The 11,582-nt window shown below is 50.5% G+C and carries 12 protein-coding genes (1 of these 12 running past the window's edge); all 12 read left to right on the top strand.

Annotated features, from left to right (window positions below; translation table 11 throughout):
* Window positions 1-6: 6 nt before the first annotated feature.
* Window positions 7-2,874 (top strand): excinuclease ABC subunit UvrA, encoded by a 2,868-nt coding sequence (gene uvrA / locus BBR47_RS26430; RefSeq protein WP_015893503.1) that lies wholly within the window; start codon window positions 7-9, stop codon window positions 2,872-2,874.
* 65 nt (window positions 2,875-2,939) lie between these two features.
* Window positions 2,940-3,569: an HD domain-containing protein gene (locus BBR47_RS26425; protein ID WP_015893502.1), complete on the top strand. Its 630-nt coding sequence runs from the start codon at window positions 2,940-2,942 to the stop codon at window positions 3,567-3,569.
* 39 nt (window positions 3,570-3,608) lie between these two features.
* The gene (locus BBR47_RS26420) at window positions 3,609-3,977 is read left to right on the top strand and encodes a phage holin family protein (RefSeq protein WP_015893501.1); all 369 of its coding nucleotides are present in this window, start codon (window positions 3,609-3,611) and stop codon (window positions 3,975-3,977) included.
* Window positions 3,978-4,132: 155 nt separating this feature from the next.
* Window positions 4,133-5,068 carry an HPr(Ser) kinase/phosphatase gene (hprK, locus tag BBR47_RS26415; protein ID WP_015893500.1) on the top strand — a complete coding sequence of 312 codons (936 nt, stop codon included), beginning with the start codon at window positions 4,133-4,135 and terminating at the stop codon, window positions 5,066-5,068.
* A gap of 15 nt (window positions 5,069-5,083) precedes the next feature.
* Entirely contained in the window at window positions 5,084-5,587 is a 504-nt protein-coding gene (locus tag BBR47_RS26410) for an acyltransferase (RefSeq protein WP_015893499.1), read from the top strand.
* A 181-nt stretch (window positions 5,588-5,768) separates the two neighbouring features.
* Window positions 5,769-6,944 carry an ATP phosphoribosyltransferase regulatory subunit gene (locus tag BBR47_RS26405; RefSeq protein WP_015893498.1) on the top strand — a complete coding sequence of 392 codons (1,176 nt, stop codon included), beginning with the start codon at window positions 5,769-5,771 and terminating at the stop codon, window positions 6,942-6,944.
* Between the two features lie 3 nt (window positions 6,945-6,947).
* The gene (gene hisG, locus BBR47_RS26400) at window positions 6,948-7,595 is read left to right on the top strand and encodes an ATP phosphoribosyltransferase (protein WP_007718296.1); all 648 of its coding nucleotides are present in this window, start codon (window positions 6,948-6,950) and stop codon (window positions 7,593-7,595) included.
* A gap of 19 nt (window positions 7,596-7,614) precedes the next feature.
* Entirely contained in the window at window positions 7,615-8,913 is a 1,299-nt protein-coding gene (hisD, locus tag BBR47_RS26395) for a histidinol dehydrogenase (RefSeq protein ID WP_015893497.1), read from the top strand.
* The gene (gene hisB, locus BBR47_RS26390) at window positions 8,910-9,509 is read left to right on the top strand and encodes an imidazoleglycerol-phosphate dehydratase HisB (RefSeq protein ID WP_015893496.1); all 600 of its coding nucleotides are present in this window, start codon (window positions 8,910-8,912) and stop codon (window positions 9,507-9,509) included. Before hisD ends, hisB begins: the two co-directional genes overlap by 4 nt.
* Before the next feature lies 1 nt (window position 9,510).
* Window positions 9,511-10,125 carry an imidazole glycerol phosphate synthase subunit HisH gene (gene hisH / locus BBR47_RS26385; RefSeq protein WP_015893495.1) on the top strand — a complete coding sequence of 205 codons (615 nt, stop codon included), beginning with the start codon at window positions 9,511-9,513 and terminating at the stop codon, window positions 10,123-10,125.
* Window positions 10,122-10,871: a 1-(5-phosphoribosyl)-5-[(5-phosphoribosylamino)methylideneamino]imidazole-4-carboxamide isomerase gene (gene hisA, locus BBR47_RS26380; protein ID WP_015893494.1), complete on the top strand. Its 750-nt coding sequence runs from the start codon at window positions 10,122-10,124 to the stop codon at window positions 10,869-10,871. Before hisH ends, hisA begins: the two co-directional genes overlap by 4 nt.
* Window positions 10,861-11,582: the 5' portion of an imidazole glycerol phosphate synthase subunit HisF gene (gene hisF, locus BBR47_RS26375; protein WP_015893493.1), read on the top strand. It continues 37 nt past the right edge of the window; the window shows 722 of its 759 coding nt (coding positions 1-722); the start codon lies at window positions 10,861-10,863; its stop codon lies beyond the right edge, outside the window. Before hisA ends, hisF begins: the two co-directional genes overlap by 11 nt.

The raw sequence follows: 11,582 nt of genomic DNA, 5'->3' as shown, positions 1-11,582 counted from the left end.
TTTTTCATGCCATTAGAACATATTGTCGTAAAGGGTGCACGTGCCCACAATTTGAAAAATGTTGATGTAGTCATTCCGAGGGACAAATTCGTCGTTTTGACGGGTTTGTCCGGCTCGGGTAAGTCTTCGCTTGCTTTTGACACCATTTACGCAGAGGGACAACGACGCTATGTCGAGTCTCTGTCTGCATACGCCCGTCAATTTCTCGGGCAAATGGACAAGCCGGATGTGGATTCGATTGAGGGACTTTCCCCTGCAATCTCGATTGACCAGAAAACGACGAGCCGCAACCCTCGCTCTACAGTAGGAACGGTTACGGAAATCTACGACTATTTGCGCCTTTTGTATGCGCGTGTCGGTAGAGCGGTTTGCCCGGAGCATGGCATCGAGATCCAATCCCAAACTATTGAACAAATGGTCGATCGACTATTGGAGTATCCTGAGCGCACGAAAATGCAGATTCTAGCTCCTATGGTGCAAGGACGCAAGGGAGAGCATGTCAAGCTGCTGGAGGACATCCGCAAGCAAGGCTTCGTCCGTGTGCGGGTCAATGGTGAAATTATCGATTTGTCCGAAGATATCAAGCTGGAAAAGAACAAGAAGCATAACATTGAGGTTGTCGTTGACCGGATCGTCGTGAAGCCGGATGTACAGGCGCGTCTCGCAGATTCCTTGGAAACGGCACTTCGTTTAGCGGATGGCAAGGTCATCGTTGATGTGATGGAGCAAGAGGAGCTGCTGTTCAGCGAAAAGCATGCTTGCCCGGTATGCGGATTCTCCATTGGAGACCTGGAGCCGCGGATTTTCTCCTTTAATAGCCCATTTGGTGCTTGCTCAGAGTGCGACGGATTAGGTGTCAAACTGGAGGTCGACCCGGACATGGTCGTTCCGGATGCGACGAAGACGCTCGATGACGGGGCGATTGGCGCATGGGAGCCGAAGACTTCGACGTACTATCAACAATTGTTGGAATCAGCTTGCCGCCACTTTAACATTCGAATGGATGTGCCATATGAGGAGCTTACGGCAGCGCACCGACAAATCTTGATGTACGGTAGTGAAGGCGAAAAAATTCACTTCCGCTATGAGAACGAGTTCGGGCAAGTACGCGAGGCAGTCGTACCTTTTGAAGGTGTCGTCATTAACCTGCAACGACGTCATCTGGAGACCAGCTCGGATTACATTCGCGAGCAAATTGAAGGATTTATGAGCCAAAAGGCGTGTCCTGTCTGCAAAGGCCAACGTTTGCGTCAGGAGAGCTTGGCGGTTAAGATCGGGGAGCGTAGCATTTCCGAGCTGACTACGCTTTCTATTCTCGATGCGCATCAGTTTGTCGATGGCCTGGAACTGACAGAGCGGGAAACAAAGATTGCGAACCTGATCGTCAAAGAAATCAAGGCAAGGCTGAACTTCTTGATTGATGTCGGACTGGATTACTTGACGCTGAGCCGTGCGGCGGGAACACTGTCCGGGGGAGAAGCGCAGCGGATTCGACTGGCTACGCAGATCGGTTCTAGTCTGATGGGCGTTCTCTACATTTTGGATGAGCCGAGTATTGGATTGCATCAGCGGGATAACGCGCGTCTGATCAAGACGTTGGAGCATATGACCAAGCTGGGGAATACATTGATCGTCGTCGAGCATGACGAAGATACGATGATGGCCTGCGATTACATTATCGATATTGGCCCGGGCGCCGGCATACATGGCGGTCAAATCGTAGCGGCAGGAACTCCGGATGAAGTCATGGAGGACCCTAACTCCTTGACGGGTGCCTATTTGAGCGGGCGCAAATTCATCCCTGTTCCTATGGAGCGTCGCAAGCCTTCGGACAAATGGATCAAGATTGAGGGCGCGAAGGAAAACAACCTGAAAAACGTCACTGCGAAGCTTCCTCTTGGCGTTTTTGTTGCCGTAACAGGTGTATCTGGCTCAGGAAAAAGTACGCTGATCAATGAAATCTTGCAAAAGACACTGGCTCGCGATTTGAATAAGGCAAAGGTGAAGCCAGGTGAGCATCGTCGCATCCTGGGACTGGAGCATTTGGACAAGGTGATCGACATCGACCAATCTCCAATTGGACGTACACCACGTTCCAACCCTGCGACATATACAGGTGTCTTTGACGATATTCGCGACCTGTTTGCTTCCACCAACGAAGCCAAAGTGCGCGGCTATAAAAAAGGTCGCTTTAGCTTTAACGTCAAAGGTGGCCGTTGTGAAGCGTGCAGTGGTGATGGGATCATTAAAATTGAGATGCACTTTTTGCCGGATGTGTACGTGCCTTGCGAAGTTTGCCATGGCAAGCGCTATAACCGCGAGACACTCGACGTGAAGTACAAAGGCAAGAGCATTGCTGATGTCTTGGAAATGACCATCGAGGATGGTGTAGAGTTTTTCCGCAATCTGCCGAAGATTGAGCGCAAGCTGCAGACCATCGTAGACGTAGGATTGGGATATATGAAGCTTGGGCAGCCTGCTACCACCCTCTCTGGCGGGGAAGCACAACGCGTCAAGCTAGCCTCTGAGCTGTATCGACGCAGCACAGGACGTACTCTGTACATTTTGGATGAGCCGACAACCGGTCTACATACAGACGATATCGATCGTTTGCTGAAAGTACTGCAACGATTGGTGGAAAACGGAGATACGGTGCTGGTCATCGAGCACAATCTGGATGTCATCAAAACGGTGGATTACATCGTGGATTTGGGACCAGAGGGTGGTACCCGTGGCGGAGAAATTGTCGGAACGGGTACACCAGAGGAAGTGGCAAAAATGGAGGGCTCCTACACGGGTATCTATTTGAAGCCGATTTTGGAACGCGATAAAGAACGGACGAATGCCAAGCTAGAGCAATTCGTTTCAAAGTAATCGAGAGACTGCCTCCCTGATTCAGGGGGGCATCTTTTCTACGTGAGCGCAAAGGGGGAGAAAAGATGGATTACGTGAAGGATTCTATTGCCGCACTACCTGCCGAGCTGGTGGCAGAAGCACAGAAGCGCTTTGATGGACAAGATCCTGCACACGATTGGCAGCATAATTTGCGTGTGCTGGCGATGTGTGAGCGGATTGGCCGCGAGGAAGGGGCAGATATGGAAGTGCTGCGCCTCGCTGCTTTGCTGCATGACATCGGGAGAGCAGAAGAACGGCAAACAGGAGAGTGCCATGCCGAAATCAGCACAAGACTAGCAGGGGAATGGCTCGCCGAACGCAGTATGACGGAGGCCTTCATCTCACGTGTGCAGTCTGCGATTCTCGCCCATCGTTTTCGCAAAGAACGACCTCCACATACCCTGGAAGAAAAGGTCTTGTTTGATGCCGACAAGCTGGATTCGATTGGGGCTATTGGAGTAGCGCGGGTTTTTGCTTATACTGGGGTTATTGGGCAACCCATACAATCGGATGACCCCAATCAGCATACGCCTTATAAGGAATACACGTGGAAACTGCAGCGCATCAAAGACATGCTCTTCACCAAGAGTGCCCAGAAAGTCGCCGAAGACAGACATCGATTCATGACAATGTTTTTTGAGCAATGGGAACGGGAAGTAAAAGGGATTCGCTAATTGTTGCGCGAAGGCCAGACTGTATAGGGGGAATACACCATGAGCCGCTGGATAATCAAAATGATTTTAAATGGGGCCGCGCTGCTTTTGATCAGCAATTGGTTCCATTCTATTTATGTCGCGAATTTCACAGTAGCACTATGGGCTATATTGATTCTGGGGATGGTCAACACAGTGATTCGGCCGATTCTGCTGTTTTTTACTTTTCCCTTGCAAGTATTGACGATCGGTTTGTTCTGGTTTGTCATTAATGCCGTGACGTTTGCATTGACTGCCTACTTTATTGATGGATTTGAAGTGGGACCATGGCCTGATAACATTGGCACGGTCATCGTGGCAGCAGCACTGATGAGTATTTTTGGCTACCTCATTGAAGTTGTGGTAGGGACGAGAAAAGAAAAGAGGTAGTATGTTCGAAAAAGCCCCGTATTCTCTCAAACGAGTAGCGGGGTTTTTGGCTAATCAGGATGCTCGGTCTTATAAGGTTGTCGTAAGCCCAAAGGTTTCGATACAATAGAGACACAACCATAGGGACGGAAAATCCCATGTGAGGGGGAAGCTTCATGCGTAAGACGAATGTGAGCCATTTAGTGGATCATTTCAATATGACGATTTTGAGCGGGGAAGAGGGCTTGGGTCGTGAGATTACCGTAACGGATTTGAGTCGTCCGGGACTGCAGTTAGCCGGTTACTATTCGTACTTTGCGGAAGAGCGGATTCAATTGTTCGGTTTGACGGAAATCAACTTTTTTCAAACGCTGACTCCAGAGGAACGGCTGGAACGGATGAATTTTCTCATGCAAAGTCAGGTTCCTTGCTTCTGTGTGACCCGTAATCAGATGGTGCCTGAAGAGATGATTGACGTTTCCAATCGGTTGGGGGTACCTGTACTTCAGTCCCCTCTGGCAACGACGACGTTGGTCGGGAAAGTAACCAACTTCCTGGAGAATCGTCTTGCACCAACGACGACGATTCATGGGGTACTGACAGACATTTACGGCGTCGGTGTTTTGATTATGGGATCAAGCGGAATCGGGAAGAGTGAAGCTGCACTTGAGCTTGTAAAGCGCGGACATCGACTCGTAGCTGATGACGCAGTGGAGATTAAGCAGACACAGGGGGGGCAGCTAAGCGGTAGCGCTCCTGAGCTGATTCAGCATCTCTTGGAAATCCGTGGTGTAGGGATTATCAACATTATGACGATGTTTGGTGCAGGTGCTGTGCGCAATGTGAAAAACATCGAGATGGTTGTCCAGCTAGAGCTGTGGGAGCCACATAAAATGTACGAGCGGTTGGGGCTCGATGAGGAAACATTGAAGATCATGGATACGGAAATTCCGATTATTACCGTTCCTGTTCGACCAGGACGAAACTTGGCAGTCATCATTGAGGTTGCAGCGATGAACTTCCGTTTGAAACGGATGGGTTACAACGCAGCGATGCACTTCACACGGAAACAGTCGAATGCCATTTTAGAGGATGCCGATTCTGACTTGTAGGAGAAAGAGACGCATATGAGGAAGACAACACGTTATCCCGTAAATGGGGTAAACCCGCTTTGGCACATGTATCGAACGGTAAGCTTCTGGAAAGTCATGAAAAATTTTATCGTCATCCAACTCTCCAGATATACGCCGATTGTTTCATGGAAGAACTGGATGTTTCGCACATTTTTGCGTATGGAAGTAGGGCAGCATAGTGCGGTTGCGTTGATGGTGATGATGGATATCATGTTTCCCGAGAAAATCAAGATCGGTCGTAATTGCGTGATCGGTTATAATACGACCATACTTGCCCATGAATATTTAATAGATGAATACCGTTTGGGAGAAGTGATTATTGAGGATGCTGTCCTGGTGGGGGCCAACACTACCATTTTGCCTGGGGTAACGATTGGAAAAGGGGCCATTGTCGCAGCGGGAACGGTTGTTCATAAAGATGTCCCGCCTGGTGCCTTTGTAGGTGGGAATCCCATGCAGCTCATTCGAATGAAAGCTTCAGAGGAAGAAGTCTTGTAGTGTCACTTCCATTATGATCAGCCGTCAGGTGCTTATCCTGGCGGTTTTTTGTTTTGTGTTAAATTTTCCGACTATTCTTATCTTGGTTGACCTAAGATTCTCGACGTGGTAATCTTCTTCATAACACTTTAGTTTGTTACCATATTAGCAGAGTAAAGCGAATGTGATGGAGGGAACAAAGATGGCAAAGCCGTTGGGATTTGAAAAGCCGCTCGGGATGCGGGACATACTGCCGGAATCACTGGCGAAGCAACGGCACTTGGAGCGGGAACTGCGGCAGTGTATCGAGAGATGGGGCTATGACGAAATATCCACACCCTCTCTGGAATACTTCGATACGGTAGGAGCCGCAAGTGCGACGCTGACAGATCGGATGTTTCGCCTCCTGGATAAACAAGGTCACACCGTAGTCCTGCGGCCAGACATGACGACGCCAATTGCGCGGGTTGTTTCCTCCCTTTATAAAGATGTTCCATTGCCGATTCGGTTGTATTATCAGGTAAATGTGTTTCGGGCACAAGAAAAGGAAGCAGGACGGAATGCGGAGTTTTCTCAAACCGGGATCGAGCTGATCGGAGATGCGTCTGTCGATGCGGATGCGGAAGCCATTGCGCTTGCGGTGGTTTGCTTGCGGGCAGCTGGTGTGGAAACGTTTCGGATTGCCATTGGGCATGTTGACTTTGTAGACGGTCTTTTGGAGGAAGAGATTGAGGATGAGCCTATTCGCAATCAATTCCGCCAGTTTTTGTACGAGCGAGACTTCGTTGGCTTCCGGCAGCTACTCGCGACAGTAGACATTTCGACAGAGGCAAATAGCCGATTGGAAGCCTTGCTACGGTTGCAAGGGGGAAAAGGGAAAATCGAGGTCGCCCGCAAACTGGCAGGCAACGGAAAGGCAGGGAGGGCTGTCGAGACGATTGCTTCCTTGTGGGAGTCGTTAGAAGCCTACGGGGTGACAGAAGATTTGTTGATCGATTTCAATCTGATCATCAACTTGAACTACTATACAGGCGTCGTTTTTGAAGGATACGCTGCTGACCTGGGCTCCCCGCTATTGGGCGGAGGACGCTACGATCAATTACTCTCCCAATTTGGGCGGGCTGCATCCGCTACAGGCTTTGCGATCAAAATGGATCGGCTGCTTCAGGTCACTCCTTCCGTAAAAAGGCAAGCACCTGCGCGCGTTTTGCTTGTTTACACGGAGGATTGCCGCGGCACCGCTTTGGCAGAGGCACAGCTATTACGTAAAGACGGGCTCGTAGTAGTGACACGTCTCGTCTCCAAGATTGATGAGAAACAGGTTGGACAAGAAGCGGGATTTACCAAGGTCATTTGCATGACACAACAGGAGGAGTAGGAGATGGCACTCACGAAAAACGACCAAAAGCTGACGATCGCCATGCCAAAAGGGCGGATTTTTGAAGAGGCCGTCCACTTTCTCCAGCAGGCTGGCTTGCAGGTCACTGCGGATCTACAAGATTCGCGCAAACTGATCATCCCTGTGGAAAATGCCAAGCTCGAATTCATTATGGCGAAGCCTACCGATGTTCCTACTTATGTCGAGTATGGGGTGGCTGACGTTGGCGTGGTCGGCAAGGACGTTTTATTGGAAGAAGAACGAGATGTTTACGAGCTGTTGGATTTGCATATTGGCTATTGTCGCATGATGGTAGCGGGTCTGCCAGACTGGAAACCGACGGAAGCTCTGCGTGTTGCGACGAAATATCCGAAGATTGCGTCACGTTATTTTCGTGAGCAGGGACAGCAGGTTGAGGTAATCAAGCTGAATGGTTCAGTGGAGCTTGCACCGATGATTGGGCTGGCTGATCGGATTGTGGATATTGTCTCAACAGGGAGGACATTGCGGGAGAATGGCTTGGTTGAACTGGAGAGCATTTGTGAAATTACGACGAGGCTCATTGCCAATCGAGCCAGCTATCGGATGAAAAGTGAAGCGGTGGATGAGATCGCCGGAAAATTTTTAGAGGTCATTCCTCGCGGGAACTAGAGAAGAAGGGGAGACAGCTATGCGTATCATGTCAGCCAGCCAGTATGATGGGAAACGATCGGTAGACGCTGGAACGAGAGAACAGCAAGAAGCGGTGAAGGCGATCCTCACCTCGGTTCGCCAGCAAGGCGACGAGGCGTTGCGCTATTACACAGAGCGATTTGATCGTGTGCTTCTACAAAACTTCCGTGTGAGCGAAGGAGAATTTGCAGAAGCAAGTGAGCTCGTTTCTTCACAAGTCAAAGCGGCATTGGAAGAAGCAGCCGAAAACATTTGGACGTTCCATGAGCGACAAGTGCGCCAGTCCTGGTTTACTACCAAAGAAAGCGGCACATTGCTGGGCCAACTAATACGTCCATTGCAGCGCGTAGGGTTGTATGTTCCAGGCGGAACGGCAGCTTATCCATCCAGCGTATTGATGAATGCCATCCCTGCCAAAATTGCAGGTGTTCCAGAAGTCGTTATTACGACGCCCCCAGGAGCGGATGGGAAAATCAATCCGGCGATACTCGTTGCAGCTCAAATTGCAGGTGTGACTGAGATATACAAGGTAGGCGGGGCTCAGGCGATTGCAGCATTGACCTACGGGACGGAACAAATCAAGTCAGTCGATAAAATCGTTGGCCCCGGTAATATTTTCGTAGCACTGGCAAAGCGAGAAGTATTCGGATTGGTCAGTATCGACATGGTGGCAGGGCCTAGCGAAATTGCGGTGATCGCAGATGAAACAGCCAATCCACGTTACGTCGCGGCAGACCTGCTGTCTCAAGCCGAGCATGATCCGATGTCAGCCGCTATATTGGTTACGACATCGCAAACGTTGGCGGAGCAGGTGTCACAGGAAGTAGAGCGACAGCTTGCCGATCTTCCACGCAAATCGATTGCAGAAGCGGCAATACGCGACTACGGGGCTATTTTACTCGTCGCCGATTTGGAAGAAGGTTTTGCTGTCATTAACCGCATCGCACCCGAGCATTTGGAAGTCATGATAGCGGAGCCGTTTGAGCATCTCGGAAAAGTGGAAAATGCAGGTGCGATTTTCCTCGGCCCATACAGCTCAGAGCCAGTTGGCGATTATTTTGCTGGTACCAATCATGTAATTCCTACGAATGGAACGGCGCGTTTTTCCTCGCCATTATCCGTCGATGATTTTATCAAGAAGTCGAGTGTTGTTTCCTACAGCAAGCGAGATTTGCGGGAAAATGGACATAAAATTGTGGCGCTGGCAGAGCAGGAAGGATTGTCTGGGCACGGTCGAGCGATCCTTGCGCGTTTGCAAGATTTTGAGACCGAAGAGCAGGAGGGTGAAAAGAGATGAGTGAAGGGAAACAACGTGCAGCACAGATCGAACGCAATACGAATGAGACGCAGATCGCGCTTTCCTTTGCTGTAGACGGTGCGGGTGAGAGCAAGCAAAACTCGGGTGTACCATTTTTGGATCATATGCTAGACCTGTTTACCCGACACGGACATTTTGACCTGACTGTCAAGGCAAAGGGAGATATCGAAATCGACTATCACCACACGGTAGAGGATATCGGGATTTGTCTTGGGCATGCTCTGCGGGAAGCGTTGGGAGACAAAAGAGGCATCAAGCGTTATGGAAATGCGTTTGTCCCGATGGATGACGCGCTCGCACAGGTCGTCATTGATATCAGTAACCGTCCTCATCTGGAATATCGCGCTACGTACCCGACGAATATGGTTGGTCAGTTTCCGACGGAGCTGGTGCACGAATTTTTATGGAAGCTCGCACTGGAGGCGCGGATCAATCTTCATGTGATCCTGCACTACGGTCACAATACGCACCACATGATCGAGGCGATTTTCAAAGCGCTGGGCCGTGCACTGGATGAAGCGACGACGATCGATCCGCGTGTAAAAGGGGTCCCGTCAACAAAAGGGGTTTTGTAACATGATCGGCATCATCGATTACGGCATGGGGAATCTGTACAGCTTGAGCAAGGCGCTGGAAAGATTGGGTTATTCGTATGAATTCGTCTCTCAAGCAGAGCGTCTGCAAGAATATAGCGGGTTGATATTGCCGGGAGTCGGGGCGTTCGGAGATGCTATCGCCAATATACGTGAGCTCGGATTAGAGCAAGCAATCAAAGGATATGCAGCAACAGGTCGTCCGATCTTGGGCATTTGTCTCGGCATGCAGCTTTTATTTGAGAAAAGTGCGGAGCATGGCGAGCATACGGGCTTGGGGTTGCTCGGTGGTGAGGTTGTTCGTTTTCGCGGGGATTACAAAGTACCGCACATGGGCTGGAACCAATTGATGATCAAGCAAAAGCAACCGTTACTAAACGGTGTGCAGGATGGCGATTACGTCTATTTTGTCCACTCGTATCATGTCTTGTGCGAGCCTGATGTCTTGCTTGCGACGAGTGACTATCACCAGGAGGTCACAGCGATTGTAAATCGTGACAACGTATACGGTATGCAGTTTCACCCGGAAAAGAGCGGAGAGACAGGAATGCTGCTGCTGCGCAACTTTGCCGTTCAATGCGAGGGGGTTTTGACATGAGCTTTATTGTTTATCCGGCGATCGATATTCGCGGGGGCAAGTGTGTTCGACTTTTCCAAGGAGATTACGGGCAAGAGACAGTGTACGCCGATTCACCGCTCGCGATGGCGAAACGCTGGGTAGAGCAAGGGGCGTCGTGGGTTCATCTCGTAGATTTGGACGGGGCAAAGGAAGGCAAGCCTGCAAATGCAGCGATCATCAAGGAGATAGCGCGCTCGATCCCTGTACCCGTGCAGGTTGGGGGTGGCATTCGGACAGAAGAGCAGATCGCGGACTATTTGGAGGCGGGCGTCGCGCGAGTGATCGTCGGGACTGCTGCTATCGAAGACGAGCCTTTTACGAAGCGAATTCTTCAAAACGATGGAGACAAGATTGCGATTGGTCTGGACTGCCGGAATGGACTGGTGGCTACCAGAGGTTGGTTGACCACGACAGATGTGCAAGCGACAGAGCTTGCCAAGCGGTTGGTTACGTATGGCGCGGAGACGTTTATTTATACCGATATCGCCCGTGATGGCACGATGACAGGACCGAATGTAGAAGAAATTGCCGCCTTGGCGATGGCTACAGGAAAATCGGTGATAGCTTCGGGAGGTGTCAGCCAACTGGACGACTTGTTGACGCTGGCTACCCATGCTTCGGACGGAGTCTCTGGCGCCATTGTTGGCAAAGCACTCTACACGGACGCTTTTACATTGGAAGAAGCGCTCCAGCGTATGGAGGGGCGTGAATCCTATGCTGGCTAAACGAATCATCCCGTGTCTTGATGTAAAAGACGGACGGGTGGTAAAAGGCATGCAGTTCGTCGGACTTCGCGATGCAGGAGACCCGGTTGAACTGGCAAAAAAGTATAGCGACGAGAGAGCAGACGAGCTGATCTTTCTCGATATTTCTGCGTCCCATGAAGGACGCAAGACGATGGTGGATGTCATCGAAAAAACTTCCGCAAACATTACGATTCCTTTCACGGTTGGCGGTGGCATTAATAGCGTCGACGATATGAAAAGGATTTTGCGTGCGGGTGCGGATAAAATCTCGTTGAATACAGCGGCTGTTTTGCGTCCAGAATTGATCCGCGAGGGAGCGACAGTCTTTGGCTCACAATGTATCGTCGTGGCGATTGATGCGAGAAGTGTCGGGGAAGATCGTTGGGAAGTGTATACCCATGGTGGACGGAATGCGACGGGTAGGGACGTCATCCGCTGGGCACAGGAGGCAGAAGCGCTGGGAGCGGGTGAAATTCTTTTGACCAGCATGGACGACGATGGGGAAAAGAAAGGCTTTGGCCTCGAATTGACCAAGCGGGTATCAGAGGCGGTTGGAATTCCGGTCATTGCTTCTGGTGGAGCGGGCTTGAGGGAGCATTTTTACGATGTGCTGACGCAAGGAAAGGCAGATGCCGCGCTCGCCGCTTCTATTTTTCACTATGACGAGACGTCGATTCAATCAGTCAAAGA

Origin of the sequence: Brevibacillus brevis NBRC 100599 (assembly GCF_000010165.1) — a bacterium.
In the GTDB taxonomy this organism is placed as follows: domain Bacteria; phylum Bacillota; class Bacilli; order Brevibacillales; family Brevibacillaceae; genus Brevibacillus; species Brevibacillus brevis_D.
Note: the sequence above shows the minus strand (reverse complement) of the source record. Positions and strands in the feature narration are given on the sequence as shown.